Origin of the sequence: Aeromonas sp. 600886, from assembly GCF_049174935.1 — a bacterium.
Lineage (GTDB): Bacteria > Pseudomonadota > Gammaproteobacteria > Enterobacterales > Aeromonadaceae > Aeromonas > Aeromonas veronii_A.
Window position 1 is genome coordinate 38800 of record NZ_JAAKUB010000029.1, and the last position, 22756, is coordinate 61555.

At 60.6% G+C, this 22756-nt stretch carries 20 protein-coding genes; 13 read left to right on the forward strand and 7 right to left on the reverse strand.

The window, feature by feature from the left end; translation table 11 throughout:
- Positions 1–283: 283 nt before the first annotated feature.
- The 7 genes from arnB to arnF are packed head-to-tail and all read left to right on the forward strand — an operon-like array spanning position 284 to position 7710.
- Entirely contained in the window at positions 284–1420 is a 1137-nt protein-coding gene (gene arnB, locus G5179_RS18510) for a UDP-4-amino-4-deoxy-L-arabinose aminotransferase (protein ID WP_421258875.1), read from the forward strand.
- 6 nt (positions 1421–1426) lie between these two features.
- Entirely contained in the window at positions 1427–2407 is a 981-nt protein-coding gene (gene arnC, locus G5179_RS18515) for an undecaprenyl-phosphate 4-deoxy-4-formamido-L-arabinose transferase (RefSeq protein WP_421258876.1), read from the forward strand.
- The gene (arnA, locus tag G5179_RS18520) at positions 2404–4395 is read left to right on the forward strand and encodes a bifunctional UDP-4-amino-4-deoxy-L-arabinose formyltransferase/UDP-glucuronic acid oxidase ArnA (protein ID WP_421258877.1); all 1992 of its coding nucleotides are present in this window, start codon (positions 2404–2406) and stop codon (positions 4393–4395) included. The genes arnC and arnA overlap by 4 nt, the downstream gene beginning before the upstream one ends.
- A complete protein-coding gene (gene arnD, locus G5179_RS18525; protein WP_216952257.1) occupies positions 4388–5287 on the forward strand; it encodes a 4-deoxy-4-formamido-L-arabinose-phosphoundecaprenol deformylase in 900 nt (299 codons plus the stop codon). The genes arnA and arnD overlap by 8 nt, the downstream gene beginning before the upstream one ends.
- 31 nt (positions 5288–5318) lie before the next feature.
- A complete protein-coding gene (gene arnT / locus G5179_RS18530) occupies positions 5319–6962 on the forward strand; it encodes a lipid IV(A) 4-amino-4-deoxy-L-arabinosyltransferase (protein ID WP_421206351.1) in 1644 nt (547 codons plus the stop codon).
- On the forward strand, positions 6962–7306 hold the full coding sequence (locus G5179_RS18535) for an EamA family transporter (protein WP_216952259.1): 345 nt from the start codon (positions 6962–6964) through the stop codon (positions 7304–7306). Before arnT ends, G5179_RS18535 begins: the two co-directional genes overlap by 1 nt.
- On the forward strand, positions 7303–7710 hold the full coding sequence (arnF, locus tag G5179_RS18540; RefSeq protein WP_216952260.1) for a 4-amino-4-deoxy-L-arabinose-phosphoundecaprenol flippase subunit ArnF: 408 nt from the start codon (positions 7303–7305) through the stop codon (positions 7708–7710). Before G5179_RS18535 ends, arnF begins: the two co-directional genes overlap by 4 nt.
- Before the next feature lie 72 nt (positions 7711–7782).
- Here the strand turns inward: arnF and G5179_RS18545 are convergent, their stop codons facing one another.
- The 7 genes from G5179_RS18545 to yqhD form a co-directional block, all read right to left on the reverse strand.
- Positions 7783–9111 carry a CoA-disulfide reductase gene (locus G5179_RS18545; RefSeq protein WP_421258878.1) on the reverse strand — a complete coding sequence of 443 codons (1329 nt, stop codon included), beginning with the start codon at positions 9109–9111 and terminating at the stop codon, positions 7783–7785.
- A 98-nt stretch (positions 9112–9209) separates the two neighbouring features.
- On the reverse strand, positions 9210–10610 hold the full coding sequence (locus tag G5179_RS18550) for an L-cystine transporter (RefSeq protein ID WP_421258879.1): 1401 nt from the start codon (positions 10608–10610) through the stop codon (positions 9210–9212).
- 133 nt (positions 10611–10743) lie between these two features.
- A complete protein-coding gene (locus G5179_RS18555; RefSeq protein WP_421258880.1) occupies positions 10744–12030 on the reverse strand; it encodes a serine dehydratase subunit alpha family protein in 1287 nt (428 codons plus the stop codon).
- Between the two features lie 279 nt (positions 12031–12309).
- Positions 12310–13086: a substrate-binding periplasmic protein gene (locus G5179_RS18560; protein WP_047440371.1), complete on the reverse strand. Its 777-nt coding sequence runs from the start codon at positions 13084–13086 to the stop codon at positions 12310–12312.
- Positions 13087–13184: 98 nt separating this feature from the next.
- Positions 13185–14669, reverse strand: a complete 1485-nt coding sequence (gene pntB / locus G5179_RS18565) for a Re/Si-specific NAD(P)(+) transhydrogenase subunit beta (RefSeq protein WP_069526987.1) — start codon at positions 14667–14669, stop codon at positions 13185–13187.
- Between the two features lie 11 nt (positions 14670–14680).
- Positions 14681–16207: a Re/Si-specific NAD(P)(+) transhydrogenase subunit alpha gene (gene pntA, locus G5179_RS18570; RefSeq protein ID WP_005357557.1), complete on the reverse strand. Its 1527-nt coding sequence runs from the start codon at positions 16205–16207 to the stop codon at positions 14681–14683.
- 507 nt (positions 16208–16714) lie between these two features.
- Positions 16715–17878: an alcohol dehydrogenase gene (gene yqhD / locus G5179_RS18575; protein WP_040070066.1), complete on the reverse strand. Its 1164-nt coding sequence runs from the start codon at positions 17876–17878 to the stop codon at positions 16715–16717.
- A 157-nt stretch (positions 17879–18035) separates the two neighbouring features.
- Between yqhD and G5179_RS18580 the strand changes: the two genes are divergently transcribed.
- The 6 genes from G5179_RS18580 to G5179_RS18605 all read left to right on the forward strand — a co-directional run bounded on the left by G5179_RS18580 (position 18036) and on the right by G5179_RS18605 (position 22627).
- Positions 18036–18938, forward strand: a complete 903-nt coding sequence (locus G5179_RS18580) for an AraC family transcriptional regulator (RefSeq protein WP_005339751.1) — start codon at positions 18036–18038, stop codon at positions 18936–18938.
- Between the two features lie 17 nt (positions 18939–18955).
- Positions 18956–19468: a lipocalin family protein gene (locus tag G5179_RS18585; protein WP_421258881.1), complete on the forward strand. Its 513-nt coding sequence runs from the start codon at positions 18956–18958 to the stop codon at positions 19466–19468.
- 417 nt (positions 19469–19885) lie between these two features.
- The gene (locus G5179_RS18590; RefSeq protein ID WP_005341931.1) at positions 19886–20581 is read left to right on the forward strand and encodes a DUF969 domain-containing protein; all 696 of its coding nucleotides are present in this window, start codon (positions 19886–19888) and stop codon (positions 20579–20581) included.
- The gene (locus G5179_RS18595; RefSeq protein WP_216952266.1) at positions 20581–21504 is read left to right on the forward strand and encodes a DUF979 domain-containing protein; all 924 of its coding nucleotides are present in this window, start codon (positions 20581–20583) and stop codon (positions 21502–21504) included. Before G5179_RS18590 ends, G5179_RS18595 begins: the two co-directional genes overlap by 1 nt.
- A gap of 14 nt (positions 21505–21518) precedes the next feature.
- Positions 21519–22166, forward strand: coding sequence for a pyroglutamyl-peptidase I (pcp, locus tag G5179_RS18600; protein WP_421223002.1), 648 nt, complete (start codon positions 21519–21521; stop codon positions 22164–22166).
- Complete coding sequence (locus G5179_RS18605; protein ID WP_215806574.1) at positions 22163–22627, forward strand: gamma-glutamylcyclotransferase family protein; 465 nt, start codon at positions 22163–22165, stop codon at positions 22625–22627. The genes pcp and G5179_RS18605 overlap by 4 nt, the downstream gene beginning before the upstream one ends.
- Positions 22628–22756: the final 129 nt, after the last annotated feature.

Sequence of the window (22756 nt, forward strand, 5' to 3'; positions counted from 1 at the left end):
CAGATGATTTAGGTGGCGACAGTCAAAAAAGTGGCTAAACACCAACCTAAAATAAAGCCAAGCGATTTTTTGTTACGAGATATTTCCATATTAAGCCACGCCATCAAAACGGCAGTAATTGTTACCAAGTGTTGCTGTGCGCTTGAATAAAAACTCGTTATTCAGCTACTTTCAAAATATATCGAGCAATCTCGACACTTTCCCCAAGCATATTTCCAGTGAAAATCAGCAATGCAGATTTTCATCGTCATTTTATTTTTTGCGACATTAAGACCGGAGTCGTATGAAAGACTTTCTGCCATTCTCAAAGCCTGCCATGGGCGAGGCCGAGATCCGTGCCGTCAGCGAGGTGTTGCAATCGGGATGGATCACCACGGGCCCGAAAAATCATGAGCTGGAGCAGCGTTTCTGCGAGACCTTTGGCTGCCAGCATGCGGTCGCGCTTTGCTCCGCGACCGCGGGCATGCATGTCACCCTGATGGCGCTGGGGATTGGCCCGGGTGACCAGGTGATCACGCCCTCCCAGACCTGGGTCTCCACCATCAACATCATCACCCTGCTGGGGGCCACCCCGGTCTTTGTCGATGTGGACAGGGATACTCTGATGGTCAGCGCCGACCAGATAGCGCCGCTCATCACCCCCAACACCCGGGCCATCATCCCGGTCCACTACGCAGGGGCACCGGTCGACCTCGACCCCATCCTCGCCCTGGGTCGCCAGCACGATATTCCAGTCATCGAAGATGCCGCCCATGCAGTCGGCACCCGCTATCGCGCGCGCTGGGTCGGGGAAACCGGCACCGCCATCTTCTCTTTCCACGCCATCAAAAATCTTACCTGTGCCGAGGGAGGAATGCTGGTGACCGATGACCAGGCGCTGGCCGACAAGGCTCGCATGCTGAAATTTCACGGCCTGGGAGTCGATGCCTTCGACCGCATGACGCAGGGACGCAAGCCGCAGGCGGAGGTGATCATGCCGGGCTTCAAATACAACCTGGCCGACATCAACGCCGCCATCGCCCTGGTGCAGCTGGCCCGCCTGCCCGAGCTCAATGCCAAGCGGGTCGAACTGGTGTCTCGCTACCATGAACGTCTGGCCAACCTGCCGCTGGCACCGCTGGCCATCCCCACCTACCCCCATCTGCATGCCTGGCACCTCTTCATGGTGCGGGTCGACCCCGAGCAGTGCGGCCTCGATCGCGATCAGCTGATGCAGGCGCTGCAGGAGCGAGGCATCGGCAGTGGCCTGCATTTTCGCGCCGCCCACACCCAGAAGTACTACCGGGAGCGCTATCCGGATCTTTCGCTACCCAACACAGAGTGGAACTCGTCACGGCTCTGCACCCTGCCCCTCTTCCCCGACATGACGCTCTCCGACGTGGATCGGGTTGTGGCAGCCCTGACCGACATACTGGAGTAACAATACGTGAACCATAACGACATCAAACGGGTCTCAGTCATCATCCCCGTCTACAACGAGGAGGCGAGCCTGCCGGAACTGCTGCAACGGGTGACCGACACCTGCGAGCAGCTGAGCCAGGATTACGAAGTGATCCTGATCGACGACGGCAGCAACGACCGATCCGCCACCATCATCAGCGAAGCCGCCAATCGCGAAGGGAGCAAGCTGGTCGCCGTGCTGCTCAACCGCAACTATGGCCAGCATGCCGCCATCATGGCCGGCTTCGAGACGACAACAGGGGATCTGGTGATCACCCTGGATGCCGATCTGCAGAACCCGCCGGAAGAGATCCCGCGGCTGGTCGCCACCGCCATGGAAGGGTATGACGTGGTCGGCACCATCCGCCGCAACCGGCAGGATTCATGGTTTCGCAAGACAGCCTCACGCTTTATCAACAAGTCGGTACAGCGGGCCACCGGCGTCCAGATGAGCGACTACGGCTGCATGCTGCGTGCCTATCGCCGCCACATCATCGACGCCATGCTCTGCTGTCAGGAGCGCAGCACCTTCATCCCCATCCTGGCCAACAGCTTTGCCCGCCGCACCACCGAGCTGGAGGTGGGCCACGCCGAGCGGGCCCACGGCGAATCCAAATATGGCCTGATGCACCTTATCAACCTGATGTACGATCTGGTCACCTGCATGACCACGGCCCCGCTGCGCCTGCTCAGCATCGTTGGCAGCCTGGTGGCGGGGATCGGCTTCACCTTCTCGATCCTGCTGCTGCTGCTGCGTCTGTTACTGGGCGCCGACTGGGCAGCAGATGGCGTCTTCACCCTGTTTGCCATTCTCTTCACCTTTGTCGGCGTACAGCTGATCGGGATGGGGCTGCTGGGTGAGTACATAGGCCGCATGTATACCGATGTGCGCGCCCGCCCCCGCTACTTCATTCACCAAATCGTTCGCTCCACACCGGATGCTTCGCAACAGGAAACTCAATCATGAACGTTGTCGTCTTTGCCTATCACGATATCGGCTGCACCGGTATCGAGTCACTGCTTCAGGCCGGTTATCAGATCCAGGCGGTCTTCACCCACGCCGATGATCCGGGCGAGAACCGCTTCTTCGGTTCGGTGGCCCAGCTCTGCGCCGAACATGACCTGCCGGTCTACTCTCCCGAAGACGTGAACCACCCGCTCTGGGTCGAGCGTATCCGCGAACTGGCGCCCGAGGCCATCTTCTCCTTCTACTACCGCAACCTGCTCAAGCAGGAACTCCTCGATATCCCGACCGTCGGGGCCTTCAATCTGCATGGATCCCTGCTGCCTGCCTATCGTGGCCGGGCGCCCATCAACTGGTGTCTGGTCAACGGCGAACGCGAAACCGGCATGACCCTGCACCGGATGACAGCCCGTGCCGATGCCGGCGATATCCTTGCCCAACAGGCAGTAACCATTGCCCACGATGACACCGCGCTGACCCTGCATGGCAAGATGCGCCAGGCAGCCCGCGCCCTGCTGGAAGGGGAGCTGGTCAAACTCAAGCGCGGTGACGCCACCTTCACCCCGCAGGACGAGAGCAAGGCAAGCTACTATGGTCGCCGCACCCCGGCCGATGGCGAGCTGCGCTGGGATAAGCCCGCCAGGGATCTCTATAACCTGGTACGTGCCGTTACCCAGCCCTACCCGGGAGCCTTCAGCTTCGCCGGTGATCGCAAGCTGACGGTCTGGCAGGCAAAGCCGCTGGCGATCCAGAGCGACCAGCAGCCGGGCACCATTCTCTCCCACGACCCGCTGCAGGTGGCCTGTGGTGAAGGGGTGCTGGAGATCCTGACAGGCCAGGCCGAAGGAGGGCTCTATGTACGCGGCGCCCAACTTGCCCGCGAGCTGGGGCTGATGGAAGGGATGAAGATCGGCGACAAGGCGAGCAAGGCCATGCGCAAGGCACGGCTGACCCGGGTGTTGATCCTCGGCGTCAACGGCTTTATCGGCAACCACCTCACCGAGCGTCTGCTCAAGGATGGCGGCTACGAGGTCTATGGCCTCGATATTGGCTCCAGCGCAGTGGAACGCTTCATCGGCCACCCCCACTTCCACTTCGTGGAGGGGGACATCAGCATCCACACCGAGTGGATCGAGTACCACATCAAGAAGTGCGACGTGATCCTGCCGCTGGTGGCCATCGCCACCCCCATCGAGTACACCCGCAACCCGCTGCGGGTGTTCGAACTCGACTTTGAAGAGAACCTCAAGATCGTCCGCTACTGCGTCAAGTACCACAAGCGCATCATCTTCCCCTCCACCTCCGAGGTGTACGGGATGTGCGACGACCACAGCTTCGACGAAGATGAATCCCGCCTCATCGTCGGCCCCATCAACAAACAGCGCTGGATCTACTCGGTCTCCAAGCAGCTGCTGGATAGGGTGATCTGGGCCTACGGCAAAAAAGAGGGGCTCAACTTCACACTGTTCCGTCCCTTCAACTGGATGGGCCCACGCCTCGACAGCCTGGACTCTGCCCGCATCGGCAGTTCCCGCGCCATCACCCAACTGATCCTCAATCTGGTGGACGGCACCCCGATCCAGCTGGTGGATGGCGGCGCCCAGAAACGCTGCTTCACCGATATCGAGGATGGCATTGAAGCCCTGTTCCGCATCGTCGAAAACAGTGGCAATCGCTGCAACGGCCAGATCATCAACATCGGCAACCCGGATAACGAGGCGAGCATTCGCGAGATGGCCGAGGTGCTGCTCGCCAAGTTCGAGGCCCACCCATTGCGCCACCACTTCCCGCCATTTGCCGGCTTCAATCTGGTGGAGAGCAAGTCCTTCTACGGCGACGGCTATCAGGATGTCTCCCACCGCCGCCCGAGCATCCGTAATGCCCGCAAGCTGATCGACTGGGAACCGGCCATCGAGATGGAAGAGACCATCGGCAAGACGCTGGACTTCTTCCTGCAGGGGGCGGTCACGACGGGAGTCGAGCATGACTGAAGTGGGTCTGCGGATCGACGTCGATACCTTCAGGGGAACCCGTGACGGGGTTCCCCGCCTGCTGCAACTGCTCGACAAGCATCAGGTGAAGGGGAGTTTCTTCTTCTCGGTCGGTCCGGACAACATGGGGCGCCACCTGTGGCGCCTGCTAAAACCCCGCTTCCTGCTCAAGATGCTGCGTTCCAACGCCGCATCCCTCTATGGGCTCGATATCCTGCTGGCTGGCACCGCCTGGCCCGGCAAGTCCATCGGCAGAGAGCTGGGTTCCCTGATGCGCGACACCGATAAGGCGCACCATGAGGTGGGGCTGCATGCCTGGGATCACCACGGCTGGCAGGCCAATACCGGTCGCTGGGACGAAGCCGAACTGATCCGCCAGACCCGGCTCGGAGTCGATGCCCTGAGCGAGATCCTGGGGCGCGAAGTGGATTGCTCCGCCGCCGCCGGCTGGCGAGCCGATCCCCTCACCACCCAGGCCAAGGAGCAGTTCGGCTTTCGCTACAACAGTGACTGCCGTGGCTGCGGCCTGTTCCGTCCCATTCTGGAGGATGGTCGGCCCGGCACCCCGCAGATCCCGGTCAACCTGCCCACCTTTGACGAGGTGATTGGCAGCCAGGTGACGGCCGAGCGCTTCAACCACTTCCTGCTGGAGCAGCTGACTGCGGCACCGCAACCGGGCCCCCATGTCTACACCATCCACGCCGAGGTGGAGGGGATCGTCATGGCCGAGCAGTTCGATCTCCTGCTCGATGAAGCCAGGTCGCGCGGCATCCACTTCATCCCCCTTGGCAACCTGCTTCCCCCCGACCCAGCCCTCTTGCCGACCAGCCATCTGCTGCGCGGCTCCCTGCCAGGACGCGAAGGGTGGCTCGGTTGCAAGATGACGCCATGAACCCGCTCGCCAGATTGCAACAGAGAATCTCATGAAGATGACCCGATGGGCCCTGCCCCTTTTCTTCCTCGCCTTTTACCTGCTGCCACTCAACCAGCGGATGCTGTGGAGCCCGGACGAAAACCGTTACGCCGAGATCAGCCGGGAGATGATCACCACGGGTGACTGGGTGGTGCCCCACTTCCTTGGCCTGCGCTACTTCGAGAAACCCATCGCCGGTTACTGGTTCAACAGCCTCAGCCAGCTGCTGTTTGGCGAGAGCAACTTTGCGGTCCGCTTCGCCTCGGCCGCAGCCACCGGCCTGAGCGCCCTGCTGATCTTCTGGTTCGCTCTGCAGCTGTGGCAGTGCCGGCGTACAGCGTGGTTCGCCAGCCTGATCTATCTCTCGACCCTGATCGTCTACGGCATCGGCACCTACAGCGTGCTGGATGCCATGGTCACCCTCTGGCTCAATGCCGCCATGGTGAGCTTCTACCTCATCCGGCAAGAAGGGCCGCCCGGTCGCAGAGTGGCAGGCTATCTGCTGTTCGGCCTCGCCTGCGGCATGGGCTTTCTCACCAAAGGCTTTATCGCACTGGCGGTACCCGTGGTAGCCATCATGCCCTACGCCATCTATCAGCGCCGCCTGCGCGAGCTGGTATGTTTCGGGCCGCTGGCCATCCTTAGCGCGGCTCTGCTGGTCGCCCCCTGGGCCATCGCCGTACACCTGCGCGAGCCGGACTACTGGCACTACTTCTTCTGGATTGAGCACATCCAGCGCTTCGCCTCGGAAGATGCGCAGCACAAGGCGCCATTCTGGTACTACCTGCCGATGGGGCTGCTCGGCACCCTGCCCTGGCTCGGCCTGCTGCCGGGGGCACTGAAGCAAGGATGGCAAGCGCGCAAGAACAGCCCGGAAACCCTCTATCTGTTGGCCTGGGTGGTGTTGCCGCTGCTCTTCTTCAGCATTGCCAAAGGCAAGCTGCTCACCTATATCCTGCCCTGTTTCGCCCCGCTGGCCATGCTGATGGCCACCAGCGCCGTGGACAAAATCAAGGAAGGTAAAGAGCGGGCCTTCAAACTCAACGCCTGGCTGAACGGCCTGTTCGGCCTCATCGGACTGGTAGTGCTGACCGTGCTGGCTTTATCCCGCGACCAAGCCATCTACGGTGAAGAGGATCACGGGGCACTGTCGGTGGCCATGGCCATCTTTATCGGCTGGTCCCTGCTCGGACTCATCCAGTTGCAGGCGGTCAGTCGCCGCTGGGTCCTGAGCGCGCTCTGCCCCATGATACTGGCCATCGGCCTGCCCTGGGCGCTGCCGCAATCACTGATCGACTCAAAGCTGCCAGAGCGTTTCATCGAGACCAATCAGGCCGTGCTGCAGGGTTCAGAGACTCTGCTGGCCAGCGATCCGGGACTGGCATCCGCTCTCGCCCGGAGCACACGGCGCGGCGAGATCATGCTGTTCGACGACAAAGGAGAGCTAGCTTACGGCCTGGGCTATCCGGATGCCAAGGGCCGCTATGTTGCCCGTGCAGAGTTCCCGAGATGGTTGGCACAAGCGCGCGAGAAGGGGCAAGTTGCCCTGCTGATGAAGACCGATCACGACGGAGAGACCGGCCCTCTGCCCCCTGCCGACGAGACCCTCGTCAGCCACCGGCTGACCCTGCTCATCTACCATGGAGTACGCTGATGGATATAGTGCTGCTATTACTGGTGTGCCTGCTGACCAGCAGCGGCCAGATGCTGCAAAAGCAGGCCGTTATCTGCTGGCAGCGTAACCCCTGTAACCACCTGCAAAAGCTGCGTTCCCCCTGGCTTGTTGCCAGCGTGGCAGCACTTGGCAGTGGCATGCTGCTCTGGATTTATCTGTTGCAACGACTGCCGCTGAGCATGGCCTACCCCATGCTCAGCATTAATCTGGTGCTGGTGCTGCTCGGCTCACGCCTCTTTTTCCACGAGCCGGTGAGCAGCCACAACTGGCTGGGGGCTGCCACCATCATCGTCGGCGCCCTGCTGCTGGGAGGCCTGCGATGAAGGGCTATCTCTACGTGTTAGGCAGCATAGTGCTGGTGACGGTGGCGCAGCTCTGCATGAAGTGGGGAGCGATCAGCCTCCCTGCATGGCAGGCCGATCCCGCCGTGATGCTGGCTCACCCCCTGCCACTCCTCACCATCGTCATCGGCATCCTCTGCTACGGGCTATCGCTGCTCTGCTGGCTGGCCGCGCTGCACTCCACACCGCTCAATATCGCCTACCCACTGCTCAGCACCAGTTACGGGCTGGTCTATCTGCTGGCGGTGAGCATGCCGGTCTTTGCCGAACCGCTGGTGGCAAGCAAGGCGGCAGGTGTTGCGCTTATCTTCTTCGGCGCCGTGCTGGTCGGCAGCAAACCGGCGACAGGCAAGCCGGAGCGGCAAGATCCCCCTGCCAATCCCTGAGGCAGCTTTAAACAAAAAGAAGAGGTGGCCCCCTGTGCCGCCTCTTCTCATTTTCCGCCTGACCAGCGCCTGTTACTTCGCGACGTTGCCCGCCACGTTCAGGGCATCCCAAGTGCGGGAGAAGGGCGGCGCGTAGGCAAAGTCCAGCATGCCGAGCTGCTCGGTGGTCACCCCCATGGTGATGGCCACCGCCAGAGCGTCAATGCGGTGTACCGCCCCCTTGCGACCGAGGATCTGGCCGCCCAGCAGCCGCTTGCTGCCCGCCTCGTAGACCAGCTTGACGTGAATGTCGGACTGACCCGGGCAGTAGTTGGTGTGGCACTTGTCCTTGATCACCACGGTGCGATAGTCGATGCCCATCGCCTTGGCTTCCTGCTCGGAGAGGCCGGTACGGGCCGCCTCCAGCCCCAACACCTTGAGCGCCGCAGAACCGAGGGTACCCGGGAACTCCTGCTCGGCCCCGGCCAGGTTCTCACCCACCATGCGCCCCAGCTTGTTGGCGATGGTGGCGAGCGGTACATAGACCTGCTGCTGCTTTACGCTGTGCCAGACGCTGGCACAGTCGCCGGCCGACCAGACGTTGGCCAGCGAGCTGTGCCCCTGACGGTCCACCTTGATGGCACCATTGCCGAGCCGCTCGATGCCGGTATTAGCCAGAAACTCGGTGTTGGGCTTCACCCCGGTGCAGACCACCACGATATCGGCCTCGTACTCGCCCTGGCTGGTGCGCACGCCGGTCACCCGACCATCCCCCAGCAGTGCTTCAACTCGCTCACCCAGATGGAGAGATACCCCCTGCTCGCGCAGTTCTGTTTCGATGTGCTGGGTGATCTCGCCATCAAACGCATCGGGGATGACTCGATCCGCCAGTTCGATGAGACGCACCTCTTTACCCTGATGGACCAGCGCCTCGACCACTTCCAGCCCGATAAAGCCGGAGCCGATCACCACGGCGCGGCGATTGTTCTTGTCTTGCACCGCCGCCTTCAATGCCAACCCATCGGCCATCCGGCGCAGACCGAATACCCCTTGCTGCTGCAAACCGGGGATGGGGGGCATCACTTCGCGGGCACCGGTGGCGATCATCAGCCGGTCGTAGCGATCGGTGAAGGTGTCGCCGTTATGCTCCACCACCAAGGTCTGGGCAGTTGCGTCAACGCTCAGCACCCGATGGCCAATCTTGACCTCGATCCCCTTGGCGGCGAACTGCTCGGGGGTGAACTCGGCCATGTAACCGGGCTCCTGAAACTCGTCACCGACGAAGTAAGGCAGGCCGCAGGCACCAAAGGAGATCACCTCGGAGGCCTCATACACCACGATTTCGGCATCGATGGCCAGACGGCGTGCCTTGGCCGCCGCACTCATACCGGCGGCTTCGCCACCGATGATCAGAATTCTCATAGTTTTTCCTCTCAATGGCGCAGGGAGGGCATGCCCTCCCTGCGGTCTATGACGGGAAAGAGTCACCCCTTTCCACGGGCAGATCAACCGACAGCAAATCAGACGGTGGACTCTTCGCCGTCCAGACTCACTTCGTGATCGCTGTTGAACACATGCATGTCGGTCTCGCCCATCAGGCGGCTGGTGACCGTCCCTGCGGTGATGGAGCCGGAGACGTTGAGCGCGGTACGACCCATGTCGATCAGCGGCTCGATGGAGATGAGCAGACCGGCCAGCGCCACCGGGAAGTCCAGCGCGGAGAGCACGATCAGCGCGGCAAAGGTGGCGCCGCCGCCAATGCCGGCCACCCCGAAGGAGCTGACGGTGATGATGGCGATCACGGTCATGATAAAGCCGGGATCCATCGGGTTGACCCCGACGGTCGGGGCAATCATCACGGCCAGCATGGCCGGATAGATACCGGCACAGCCGTTCTGGCCGATGGTGGAACCGAAGGAGGCGGCGAAGTTGGCGATCCCCTCCGGAATCCCCAGCGACTTGGTCTGGGTCTGCACGTTCATCGGGATGGAGCCCGCACTGGTGCGCGAGGTGAAGGCAAACGCCAGCACCGGCGTGATCTTCTTGAGGAAGCGCAGCGGGTTGATGCCGACCATGCTCACCAGCAGCAGGTGCACGACAAACATGATGGCGATGGCACCGTAAGAGGCCATCACAAAGCTGAGCAGGTTGAGAATATCCGCATAGTTGGAGCCGGAGACCACCTTGGTCATCAGCGCCAGCACGCCGAACGGGGTCAGGCGCAGCACCAGAGTCACCATTCGCATTACGATGGCATGAGCCACGGCCACGAAGTGGCTGAAGCTGGCGAAGATCTCCGGCTTCTTGCGGGCGATGCCGGTAGCGGAGAGGCCGATGAAGATGGAGAAGATCACCACGGCGATGGTGGAGGTCTTGCGGGCCCCGGTCATGTCGAGGAAGGGGTTGGCGGGAATGAACTCCAGCATCATCTTGGCGAACGACATGCTCTCGACGCTACCGAGGGTGGTCTGCAGCGCGGCGCCACGGGCGCTCTCGGCGGCACCGGAGGTGAGCCCTTCAGCGGTCAGGCCAAACAGGTTGGACATCAGAATGCCCGCCCCGGCGGCGATGGCGGTGGTGAAGATCAGCACGCCTATGGTCATGGCGCTGATCTTGCCCAGCGCAGTGCCGCCATTGAGCTTCAAGATAGCGCTGATGATGGAGACCATGATCAGCGGGATGATGATCATCTGCAGCAGCTTCACATAGCCGCTACCCACGATATCCAGATAGTCGATGGTCTGAACAATGACGGGCGAACCTGCACCGTAAAGCAGTTGCAACGCGGCGCCGAACAGAATACCGAGCCCCAGACCGGCAAATACCCGGCGGGTGAAGCTCACATGTTTTTCCTGTAACCGGTAGAGAAAGAACAGCAAGATGGCGGCGATGGCCAGATTGCCGATAACGCTAAATGTCATGGTATGACTCCCCAAAAAGCGGGCTTGCACCCGAGAAACAAGAGCAAGCGCCATGCTTGCCCTGGCAACCGTGTCAGACGGTCTGCGCCGTCGTGACAAGAACAAGGGGGTCTATCGCCCCCTTGTCACAGATTCACTGCTTCTGCTGTTTCGCTCGCATGATGTTGATGATTTCGATGTCGGTATCCAGCATCCCCTCTTTGGAGAGGCGGCCCAGATTGGCGATGGTCTGGTCCACATCGTCGGAGACGATCCCCTCGCTCTGGGGGACGTGCAGGTTGTTGATGGCCATCAGCGAAGACTTTACCGCCGCCGAGGTGGAGGTGGAGACCTTCATGGAGCAGGCGCTGCCCGCGCCGTCGCAGATGATGCCGGAGACATCGCCAATCATGTTGTTGATGCAGTGGCTGATCTGCTGATACTGGCCGCCCAGCAGCCAGGTGATGGCGGCACCGGCCCCCATGGCGGCGGTACTGGCGGCACAGAGGGCCGACAGCTTGTTCTGATAGGTCTTGATGTAGATGGCCACCAGATGGCTCATCACCAACGCCCGGGTCAGCGGCTCGTCGCTCGCCTTGAGGAAGCGGGCGGCCGCGACCACCGGCATGGTGGCGGCAATGCCCTGATTGCCGGAACCGGAGTTGGACATGGCGGGCAGCATGGCGCCATCCATCCGCGCATCGGAGGCAGCGGAGGAGAGGCGCATGGCCAGGGTCATCAGATCGTCGGAGAGCAGCTTGCGCTCCACCTGCTCGGTGAGGATCTTGCCGATCTTCAGGCCGTAACCCTGCAACCCTTCATCTGCCAGCGCCTGATTCATGGTGGCGGCATCGCGGATAAAGTCGATCTCCGCCAGCGGCACTTCCAATGCAAAATCGACGATCTCCCGCAGGGTCATGGCCGGTTTGGCGGATTTGGCCGGCTGGATCTGCACGCCGGGAGCGCTGGCCTGCGCCATCAGCACCTCGCCATCCTTCTCCATCAGGATGATGCGAGTGTGGTCGGTACAGATCACCACCCGGGCACTGTGCCCTTCAACTTCGGCCAGCACCTCGGCATAGAGCACGTCCGGCACATCCTTCACATCCACCTTGATGACCGGCAGCAACGTCTTGGCCGCTTCCACCTGTTCTGGTGTAAGGGTCTTGAGCACCTCCAGCCCGGCATCCGGGTTGCCGCCGGTGATGCCGACCGCAGCGGCCACCGGAAGACCGATCATGCCGGTGCCCGGCACTCCGACCCCCATGCCGTTCTTGAACAGATTGCCACTGACCCAGACGCTGATGCGGGTCGGAGTCTCCCCCAGCAGCTTGCGGCAGTTGGCCGCCGCCAGCGCCACCGACATCGGCTCGGTACAGCCCAGGGCCGGCACCACTTCACGCTTGAGCAGGGTAATAAAGTCGGTCCATTGTGGTTTCATCTGTGCATTCTCATCTTGGTGGCGCAATGCCTGTCATCGCCACAGGCAACAGCATGGCAAAAAAGGGTGACACGGGATCAACATCAAGCAGGAGCGCGTCGCCAAGGCGTCGCGAGAGAGGTGGCCGTCTGATGACTGCCCCATGCAAATCAACTTAATTTGATTCTAATATCAATAAAATCAAATTAAGTTGCGCAACATCGCTTTTTTAGCGCCATTATGCCCGTCTTTTAACAAAGCGCGACAATTTGTGATGCAACGCACAGACGATGGAGTCACCTAGAGATGATAGCGGGCCAGCAGCTGCTGGTAGGCCGGGGTCTGCTTGAACTGTTTCAAGGCAGCCGAGAAGCGCCTCGCCAACTGGTCATGGCCGGGCTTGTGGGTAAATCCGAGAAAGTTGCGGTTATCGTCGGTCAGCAGGCGGCGACCATTGAACACCTGATCCTGCAGCCCCTGGGTACGCAGCAGATAACGACCAACTTGTTCATTGAGCACGACACCATCCAGTCGGCCGGCCATCATCAGATGCAACTGCTTGACCATCTTGCCATCGCCCGTCATGGCGACCCTGATCACCCCTTCATCGGCCAGAAAATCGGGGCTGTAGGCATAGTCGGCCTGAATGCCGATCCGCAACCCCTTGAGGTCGGATAATTGCTCGAATTTCACCGGACGATCCACCGGATAGAAGAGCACTTCGCCACTACGAGAGAGCGGCTCTTCGGGATAGTGGAGCCACTCTTGGCGATCCTTGTTATAGAAGACGTCGAGTACCGCATCCCCCTGCCCGAGGCGGGCCTGTTGCAACACCCGCTTCCATGGCAGCACCTTCACCTCGGTGCGATAGCCGAGCTGCTGCAGCACGGTGCGAGCCAGCTCGAGATCTGCGCCCACCAGCTCCCCCTTGTCGCTGTGCATCACATAGGGGGGCCACAGTTCTGTCAATATGGTCAGGGTCGGCTTGTCATGAGCCATAGCCATGCCACCGACGAGAAGAGATGCCAGCAGCCAGCCGTACCACCCGATCCTTCGCCAACCCTGACACCACATCATGGAGATCCCTCATGGTCCGTATGGATTGAGGATATACAAGGGATGGGCAATAAAAAAGGAGGCCGAAGCCTCCTTGATATCCACTCTCTGAATGGCACTTACAGTGCTTTCAGGATTGCCTCGACGCTGGCCTTGGCATCGCCAAACAGCATCTGGGTATTTTCCTTGAAGAACAGCGGGTTCTGGACACCGGCGTAGCCAGTGTTCATGGAGCGCTTGAAGCCGATGACATTCTGCGCTTTCCACACTTCCAGCACCGGCATACCGGCGATCGGGCTGCCCGGATCTTCCATCGCGGCCGGGTTGACGGTGTCGTTGGCACCGATCACCAGCACGGTGTCGGTATCGGCGAAGTCCTCGTTGATCTCGTCCATTTCCAGCACGATGTCATACGGGACTTTCGCTTCCGCCAGCAGCACGTTCATGTGGCCAGGCAGACGACCGGCAACCGGGTGGATACCGAAGCGCACCTTGACGCCGCGGTCACGCAGCTTCTGGGTGATCTCGGCAACCGGATACTGAGCCTGTGCCACCGCCATACCGTAGCCCGGGGTGATGATGACGGAGCTGGAGTTCTTCAGCAGGTCAGCCACTTCCTCGGCGCTGGTTTCGCGGTATTCGCCCATCTCCTGATCAGCCGTGGAGGCCACGCCATCGGAGCCGAAGCCACCGGCGATCACGGAGATGAAGGAGCGGTTCATCGCCTTACACATGATGTAAGAGAGGATCGCACCGGAGGAACCCACCAGGGCACCGGTGACGATCAGCAGGTCATTGGAGAGCATGAAGCCCGCCGCCGCCGCCGCCCAACCGGAGTAGGAGTTCAGCATGGAGACCACCACCGGCATGTCTGCGCCACCGATGGAGGCAACCAGATGCCAGCCGAAGGCGAAGGCGATCAAGGTCATCACCAGCAGGGCGAAGGTAGAGCCGCCCGCGTTGACGAAGTAGACCATCAGCGCCAGAGAAGCGACCACGGCCAGCAGGTTCAGCTTGTGGCGGTGCGGCAGCATCAGCGGCTTGGAGGAGATCAGACCGCGCAGTTTGCCGAAGGCAACCACGGAACCGGTGAAGGTCACGGCACCGATGAAGACGCCCAGGAAGATCTCGACCAAATGGATGTTCAGCATGGCGCCGGTCAGGTGCTCGACCTGAGCAACGCTGTTGGCCTGCTCGAACGCCGCACGGGCGGCTGCCAGGGTGGCATCCAGGTTGGAACCGACGGAGACGACCACCTCAGCAGGTGCAGAGGGGTGCAGATCGATGAAGCTGTTGAAGCCCACCAGCACTGCCGCCATACCCACGAAGCTGTGCAGCACGGCCACCAGCTCGGGCATCTCGGTCATCTCGACCTTGAGTGCCAGACGCACGCCGATGGCACCGCCAATCACCATGGCCAGGATGATCCAGTGAACACCGCTGGTCTCCGGGTTGAACACGGTCGCGAGCAGGGCGATAGCCATACCCGCGATACCGAACAGGTTGCCATGCTTGGCCGTTTCTTGCTTCGACAGTCCCGCGAGACTGAGGATGAAGAGCACGGCGGCAACGATATAGGATGCTGTTACCAGTCCTTGAGACACGTTAAACCCCCTTAATCCTTACGGAACATCTTCAGCATGCGCTGAGTGACGGTGAAACCGCCGAAGATGTTGATACTGGCAATCAGCACGGCGACGAACGCCAGCGCGGTGACCAGGGTCGACCCTTGCCCGATCTGCAGCAGGGCACCGACCACGATAATGCCGGAGATGGCATTGGTGACCGACATCAGCGGCGTATGCAGGGCGTGCGATACGTTCCACACCACGTAATAACCGACCACACAGGCCAGGATGAATACGGTGAAGTGGGAGAGGAAGGCTGCCGGGGCAACGGAGGCGATCCAGCCGAAGGCGGCGATGCCGAGGGCACCGAACACGAACTTCTTGTTGGAGGGCTTGGCCTCTTCTTTCTTGGCGGCCGGTTTGGCGGCAGCAGGTTTCTGCGGGGCGGCAGAGACAGAGATAGCGGGCGGCGGGAAGGTCACTTCACCGGCCTGGATCACCGTCATGTTGCGCTGAACCACGTCTTCGAAGTCGATGGCAACGTTGCCGTCCTTCTCCTTGCACATCAGCTTCATCAGGTTGACCAGGTTGGTACCGTAGAGCTGGGAGGATTGGGCAGGCAGGCGACCCGGCAGATCGGTGTAACCAATCACCTTGACGCCGTTGTCGGTGACATGCAGTTCGCCCGGCACTGTGTATTCGCAGTTGCCGCCGGCCTGAGCGGCCATGTCCACGATGACGGAGCCCGGCTTCATGCTGTCGACCATCTCTTTGGTGATCAGCTTGGGAGCCGGCTTGCCCGGGATCAGGGCGGTGGTGATGATGATGTCCACCTCTTTGGCCTGCTGGGCGAACAGCTCCATCTCGGCCTTGATGAACTCATCGGACATGACTTTGGCGTAACCATCGCTGGATGCGCCATCTTCGCCACCGAAGTCGAGCTTGAGGAATTCCCCACCCATGGATTCGATCTGCTCGGCCACTTCCAGACGGGTATCGAACGCACGCACGATGGCACCGAGGGAACCGGCCGTACCAATGGCAGCCAGACCGGCAACACCGGCACCGATCACCAGTACCTTGGCAGGCGGCACTTTACCGGCTGCGGTGATTTGACCGGTGAAGAAGCGACCGAACTGGTGCGCAGCTTCAACCACGGCGCGATAGCCACCGATGTTGGCCATGGAGGAGAGGGCATCGAGGGACTGGGCACGGGAGATCCGCGGCACCATATCCATCGCCATCACATTGATGTTGCGCTCGGACAGCTTCTTGACCAGCTCAGGGTTCTGGGCAGGCCAGATGAAGCTCACCAGAGTGGCGCCATCTTTAATTTGTGCGATCTCGGCATCGGTCGGCGCATTGACCTTGAAGATAAGGTCGGCTTGCCAGACATTCGGCACCACGCTGGCACCGGCAGCCTCGAAGGCGGCATCATCGAAGCTGGCCGACAGGCCTGCGCCGGTCTCGATGGCGACCTCGAAGCCGAGCTTTTTCAGCTGCTCGACGGTAGCCGGGGTCGCTGCGACCCGGGTCTCACCGGCGAGACTCTCTCTCGGTATTCCAATCTGCATGACTATTCCCTGATGGTTAATAAACAATCGCTGCCCAGTGTCTCACTTCTGACGAAACAAGACATGACCAAAGTGCAGGTCCAGGGCTCTTTGTTATGAAAATCAGTAGGCTTTACCTCAACCTCCTGTCATGGTCAGGCCCCCGCTTTTCAGGCGCGAAGGTGATTAGTATCAAATTTTGGAGTTTTATTACAACCGCAGTCCCGACGGCACTCGTACAGAATTCAGCCCATCCCTGGCTACGATTAAAAAAAACAAACCAAATTAGAGGCTTATACCAGTAAAAACGGCTGAAAAAAGTGATCCAACCAGTCAAAAAAAATGTTTTACCGGCCCTCTATCTTAGCGTTTTTTGTTCTTACGAAATCCGCTTTCGTCTCACTTCTCGCAGCGAAACGCCGAAAAGTAACATTTTCCCAACAAAAGCGGGGCCGCTCAGCCGCCAGATGGCGGGAGAGGGCCCCGGCAATTCAATCGTTTCGCCCGTTTGGCACCGATTGGCGGCCCTTACCAGGCCGCTTCATAAATATGCTGGCTCTGCACCAGATCTATATCGCCGTGCTCGCCCAGACGGGTCATACCGTGCTCACCCAGCTTGCCGATCAGGGTATCGATACCCAGATCTTTCAGACCGTAGTCGCGCAGTCGGGTCTTGACTCCCATCCGCTCGAAGAAGTCGCGGGTCGCGGCGATGGCATCGTCGATGCGCTCCGCTTCGCTGCCGCTGTTCAGACCCCACACCCGCTCGGCGTATTGCAGCAGCTTGGCATGTTTCTGTTTGCGCTTGGCCTGCAGCAGGGCAGGCAGCACCACCGCCAGAGTCTGGGCGTGGTCGAGGCCGTGCAGGGCAGTCAGCTCGTGACCCAGCATGTGAGTGGCCCAGTCCTGTGGCACACCGGCACCAATCAGACCGTTCAATGCCATGGTGGCACTCCACATGATGTTGGCGCGCACCTCGTAGTTGTGCGGCTCGGCCAGCGCCTTGGGGCCCTCTTCGATCAGGGTCAGCAGCAAGCCTTCGGCGAAGCGATCCTGCACCTTGGCATTGACCGGATAGGTGAGGTACTGCTCCACGATGTGGACGAAAGCATCCACTACCCCATTCGCCACCTGACGCTCGGGCAGGGTGTAGGTGAGCACCGGATCCAGCACGGCGAAGCGCGGCATCACGAACGGCGAGAAGAAGTGCACCTTGTCGCCACTGCTGCGACGGGTGATGACGGCGCCCATGTTCATTTCGGAACCGGTCGCCGGCAGGGTCAGCACGGAACCGAGCGGGATGGCGGAACGCACTTCGCTGCCGACGGTCTCGAGAATGTGCCAGGGATCCTTGGCCAGATCGTAATGCGCGGCAGCGGCGATAAACTTGGTGCCATCAAGCACGGAACCACCGCCAACGGCGAGCAGGAAGTCGACCCGCTCGGCACGGGCCAGCTCCACGGCGCCCATCAGGGTCTCGTAGGCCGGGTTCGGTTCGATGCCGCCAAATTCAAACAGGGTCATGCCGGCCAGCTCGTTGCGGATCTGCTCCAGCAAGCCGCTGCGTACCACGCTGCCGCCACCATAGGTGATCATGACGCGGGCATCGCTCGGGAGCTGCTCGCGCAACTGGGCGATCTGCCCTTGGCCGAACAGGATTTTGGTCGGGGTATGGAGAGTAAAGTTGTTCATCGACATTGCCTTCTTCTGATAGTCAGGGCGGCCTGGCCGCGAAATCGTGATTGCATTTTTCTCCAGAACCACCCTACCATCAAGGCAACATCCTGCTTGATTCTTGCCTATTTCTACAAAGCAGCGAAAATCGGAACTGTCGAATCAAAGAGCCCCCATGCAAAACCGTTACAGCGACCTCGCAACCAGATTGACCCGCCACGTCACCGCCCCCGGCATCACCCCATCACCGGTGAAACAGGTCAACCTCATCTATACCACCGAGCACCATGGCCGCACCCCGGTGCTCTACCAACCGCGGATGATCGTTATCCTGCAGGGACACAAGGTGGGTTATCTGGCAGATCAGGTGTTTCGCTACGACCCCAACCACTACCTGCTGATGACCCTGCCGCTCCCCTGCGAGTGCGAGTGCTTCGCCTCCCCCGAGCAGCCGCTTATCGGTTTTACCATCGAGATCGATCTAGTCACCCTGCAAGAGCTGCTGCTGGAGCTGGGCGATGCCCTGCCCGCCCCCGCGCCACAAAAGAGCGGCGTCCACTCGGTCCCCCTGTCGGAAACCATGTTTTGCGCCGCCGAGCGACTGATCGAGCTGATGGACAACCCGCTGCACGCCAGGGTACTGGGGCCGCAGACGGTGCGGGAGATGCTGTTCCACGCCCTCACCGAGGGGGGCGGCCCGGCGCTGCAAGCGCTCGCCAATCGCCACAACCATGTGGGCCAGATCGCCCGGGTGCTGCGTATGATAGAGTCCCGTTATGCCGACAACCTCACCATGGAGGAGCTGGCGCGGGAGGTGAACATGAGCGTCTCCGCCTTTCACCACCACTTCAAGGCGGTCACCGCTACCTCGCCGCTGCAGTACATCAAGTCGTTTCGCCTCCACAAGGCGCGGATGATGATGCTGCACGATGGCATCAAGGCGGGCACCGCGGCGGCCAGAGTCGGTTACGAGAGCAACTCCCAGTTCAGCCGGGAGTACAAGCGCTTCTTCGGCAGCACGCCGACGGATCAGGCCTCCCGCTTCCGGGATGGCCAGCTGCGCATCATCGAGGGATAACAAGAGAGGGATTACTTATGCGTTCACTGCTTTGCCTGTTCACCGCTTTACTGCTGACGGCCTGTACCGGGATTGCCGACGGCATTCGCCCCGTCACCGGCTTCCAGCTCGATCGTTATCTTGGCACCTGGTATGAGATTGCCCGCCTCGACCACAGCTTCGAACGGGGGCTGGAGCAGGTGAGCGCCACCTACAGCCTGCGGGATGATGGCGGCGTCAAGGTGCTCAACCGCGGCAAGCAGAGCGATGGCAGCTGGCGCGAAGCCGAGGGCAAGGCCTACTTCGTCGGCAACCCGGACGAGGCGCGGCTCAAGGTGAGTTTCTTCGGCCCCTTCTACGGCGGCTACAACGTCATCGACCTCGACCCCGATTACCAGCTCTCGCTGGTGACCAGCTACAACCACGACTACCTCTGGATCCTCTCCCGCTCACCCAACCCGCCCAAGGCGAATGTGGATGCGCTGATCGCCAAGGCGAAGTCGCTGGGCTTTGCCACCGACCAGCTTATCTGGGTCAAACAGACCCCCTGAGACAGCACCGGTGGCGATGCCGTCGCCACCGGTTCTCTCCGCCTCTCCCTTTCACTTTCCTCACCCCAGCTCCGCACAACCACAGTCATACCCAGCCATTCGCTGACGGTTGCCAGATAGACATTGCGCAACAATCCCCATCACCCACCAACGGAAGAGAATAGCGATCATATTGTCAGCCCAATATTGTCGCCAGGCTCCCCAAAATAATCTGAATGACTGATTAGGGGGCAAAAAAAAGCCTGGACAGTGCAGGACTCACCATTTACCAGCGAACAATAAACCGGCAAAAACCCCCAACATAAAACCAATCGAATCCCTTTTTGGGGATTTTTTGTTGCCATCGCAGTAACCAGATGATAAACAGCTCGGCCACCCCAAAATGCATATAAATATTCACTTTAACGAGGTGATTAATTGGAATTTATTAAATTAAGCGGAATTCTTATTATTTTATTGGGATTTTATTTCAAACTCGACACTCTGGCCGTCGTACTGGTGGCCGCCGTCACCACGGCGCTGGTCTCCGGTCTCTCCATGACCGATTGCCTCTCCCTGCTGGGGGAAGCCTTCGTCTCCAACCGCATGGTGACGCTGTTTCTGCTGACCCTGCCGATGATCGGCATCTGTGAACGCTACGGCCTCAAACAGCAGGCGGTCACCCTGATCGAACGGATCAAGAAGCTCACCCCGGGCAAGTTCATGACCCTCTATATGTTTATCCGCGAACTGGCCGGTCTCTTCTCGGTGCGGGTTCAGGGTCACACCCAATTTATTCGTCCGCTGGTCAACCCCATGACTCAGGCTGCCGCCACCAAGGTACACGGCAAATTAAGCGAAGAGGACGAGGAATATATCAAGGCAAGGGTTTCAGCCACCGAAAACTACGGCAACTTCTTTGCCCAGAATACCTTCGTCGCCTCCGCCGGGGTATTGCTGATCGTCGGCACATTTGAATCTCTTGGATATAGCGTCTCTGCCGTCGATATTGCCAAGGCATCCATGCCGATCGCCATTATCGCCCTGCTGATGGTGGCTATTTCCAATATGTGGTTTGACCGTCAGATGGCCAAGACATATACCGTGAGCAGCGACAAGGAGGGGCAACAATAATGGCGACCCTCATCCCCAACATGCTCGAATTCTTTTATGTGCTGATCGGCGTCATCCTGTTCAGCAGCGCCTGGCGCGTCCTGCGTGACCCCAGCCACCCGGCCAAAATCGGTACCGCCCTGTTCTGGACCATCCTGGGTGTGCTGTTCGCCTTCGGCAGCTATATCCCCAATGTCATCAATGGCGTGCTGATCCTCGCCATGGGGGTCATCACCCTGCTCAAGCAGGTGAAGATCGGCAAGCTGGAGCAGGCGAGCGAGGAGGAGTCCCAGCGCCACGCCAGCCGCATCGGCAACCGGATCTTCCTCCCCTGCATCCTGCTGGCCGTGCTGGCGGTGGTGATCGCCCAGTTCACCCCCCTTGGCGGTCAGGTCGGTATCGGTCTGGCGGCGGTCATCGCCTTCGTCATCACGGTACTGCTGACTCGTGCCACCCCCTCTACCGTAGTGGGTGACTCCGACCGGATGATCCAGCAGGTCGGCATTACCGGCATTCTGCCGCAACTGCTGGCCGCGCTCGGGGTGATCTTCAACAAGTCCGGCGTCGGCGACGTCATCTCCCACGGCATCTCCACCGTAGTGCCGGTCGGCAGCCCCTTCGTCGGGGTGGTGGCCTACTGCCTCGGCATGATGGTCTTCACCATGATCATGGGCAACGCCTATGCCGCCTTCACGGTCATCACCGCCGGCATCGGCATCCCCTTCGTCATCGCCCAGGGCGGTGACCCGGTGGTGGCCGGTGCGCTGGCGATGACCGCCGGCTTCTGCGGCACCCTGATGACCCCCATGGCCGCCAACTTCAACGCCCTGCCCGCCGCCCTGCTGGAGATGAAGGATCTCAACAAGGTGATCAAGGTGCAGGTACCGATGGCGCTGACGCTGGTGCTGATCCATATCGCCCTCATGTATTTCTGGGCATTCTGACCATTCGGGAGAAGATGATGAAAGTACTGATTACCGGTTTTGACCCCTTCGGCGGCGAGCCCATCAACCCGGCATGGGAGGCGGTCAAACGCCTGCCAGAGACCATTCTGGACGCCACCGTGATCAAGGCGCAGATCCCCACCGTCTTTGGCAAGTCAGCCACCCTGCTGGCGGAGCTGATGCGTCAGCACCAGCCCGACGTGGTGATCAACGTCGGACAGGCGGGCGGTCGCTTCGCCATTACCCCGGAGCGCATCGCCATCAACATCGACGATGCCCGTATCCCCGACAACGAGCAGCAGCAACCCATCGATGAAGTGATTCAGGCCGATGGCGCACCGGCCTACTTCTCCCGTCTGCCCCTCAAGGGAATGGTGCAGCGCATCAAGGAGAACGGCATTCCGGCGGCGCTCTCCAACACTGCCGGCACCTTCGTCTGCAACCACATCATGTACCAGCTGCACTACCTGATTGAAAAAGAGTTCCCGGCGGTGCGCGGCGGCTTTATTCACGTTCCCTACATCACCGAGCAGGTAGCGGACAAGGTGAACCAGCCCTGCCTCGCCATGAGCGAGATTACCCGCGCGCTGGCGCTGGCCATCGAGGCGGTGGTGCTGCAGCAGGATGGCGATATCAAAGTCGTGGGCGGCGAGATCTCATGAGCCTTTGCCAGCCACGCCCGCTGTTCGTCTACGGCAGCCTGATGGACGGGCTGTTCAACTACCGCCGCTATCTGGCTCACCACGTGAGCCAGACGCCCCGGCGCGCCCGGGTGCGCGGCGCTCTCTATCACCTGCAGCACAAGGGCTACCCCGCCCTGCTGCAGGGGGATGACTGGGTCTATGGCGAGCTGTTTGTGCTGGACGACTTCCCTGCCGCCATCGCGGCGCTCGACGAGATGGAGAACTTCCACGGCGAGGATGATCCCCAGAGCGAATATCTGCGCCAGCTCATCGAGGTGGAGATCTTCGACCCGGTGCAGGGGCGTTATGTCGGCCAGCAGCAGGCCTACCACTACCGCTACGTGGTGCAGCACGATCCCAAATGGCAGCAGGGCAAGCACTACCTGCCCGACGGCAACTGGCGCGCCTTCCATCTGGCGCAGCTGGAGAGCGCAGCCTGACGGTCAGCGACAATAACAAAGGGCAGCCCGCGGGCTGCCCTTTTTCATGGAAGTGTCCCGTCCTGAATATGGTTTACACCTTTCCCCCCAATACATGGAGAACCCGATGGGACAAGGTGTGAAACGAAC

What these genes read in the sequence shown, in the direction of transcription:
- arnB (WP_421258875.1), top strand. Translation starts at nt 284, where the DNA reads ATGAAAGACTTTCTGCCATTCTCAAAGCCTGCCATGGGCGAGGCCGAG.
- arnF (WP_216952260.1), top strand. Translation starts at nt 7,303, where the DNA reads ATGAAGGGCTATCTCTACGTGTTAGGCAGCATAGTGCTGGTGACGGTG.
- G5179_RS18535 (WP_216952259.1), top strand. Translation starts at nt 6,962, where the DNA reads ATGGATATAGTGCTGCTATTACTGGTGTGCCTGCTGACCAGCAGCGGC.
- G5179_RS18550 (WP_421258879.1), bottom strand. Translation starts at nt 10,610, where the DNA reads ATGACATTTAGCGTTATCGGCAATCTGGCCATCGCCGCCATCTTGCTG.
- G5179_RS18555 (WP_421258880.1), bottom strand. Translation starts at nt 12,030, where the DNA reads ATGAAACCACAATGGACCGACTTTATTACCCTGCTCAAGCGTGAAGTG.
- pcp (WP_421223002.1), top strand. Translation starts at nt 21,519, where the DNA reads ATGATGAAAGTACTGATTACCGGTTTTGACCCCTTCGGCGGCGAGCCC.
- G5179_RS18545 (WP_421258878.1), bottom strand. Translation starts at nt 9,111, where the DNA reads ATGAGAATTCTGATCATCGGTGGCGAAGCCGCCGGTATGAGTGCGGCG.
- G5179_RS18585 (WP_421258881.1), top strand. Translation starts at nt 18,956, where the DNA reads ATGCGTTCACTGCTTTGCCTGTTCACCGCTTTACTGCTGACGGCCTGT.
- arnD (WP_216952257.1), top strand. Translation starts at nt 4,388, where the DNA reads ATGACTGAAGTGGGTCTGCGGATCGACGTCGATACCTTCAGGGGAACC.
- G5179_RS18595 (WP_216952266.1), top strand. Translation starts at nt 20,581, where the DNA reads ATGGCGACCCTCATCCCCAACATGCTCGAATTCTTTTATGTGCTGATC.
- G5179_RS18580 (WP_005339751.1), top strand. Translation starts at nt 18,036, where the DNA reads ATGCAAAACCGTTACAGCGACCTCGCAACCAGATTGACCCGCCACGTC.
- G5179_RS18560 (WP_047440371.1), bottom strand. Translation starts at nt 13,086, where the DNA reads ATGATGTGGTGTCAGGGTTGGCGAAGGATCGGGTGGTACGGCTGGCTG.
- arnT (WP_421206351.1), top strand. Translation starts at nt 5,319, where the DNA reads ATGAAGATGACCCGATGGGCCCTGCCCCTTTTCTTCCTCGCCTTTTAC.
- arnA (WP_421258877.1), top strand. Translation starts at nt 2,404, where the DNA reads ATGAACGTTGTCGTCTTTGCCTATCACGATATCGGCTGCACCGGTATC.
- pntA (WP_005357557.1), bottom strand. Translation starts at nt 16,207, where the DNA reads ATGCAGATTGGAATACCGAGAGAGAGTCTCGCCGGTGAGACCCGGGTC.
- G5179_RS18605 (WP_215806574.1), top strand. Translation starts at nt 22,163, where the DNA reads ATGAGCCTTTGCCAGCCACGCCCGCTGTTCGTCTACGGCAGCCTGATG.
- yqhD (WP_040070066.1), bottom strand. Translation starts at nt 17,878, where the DNA reads ATGAACAACTTTACTCTCCATACCCCGACCAAAATCCTGTTCGGCCAA.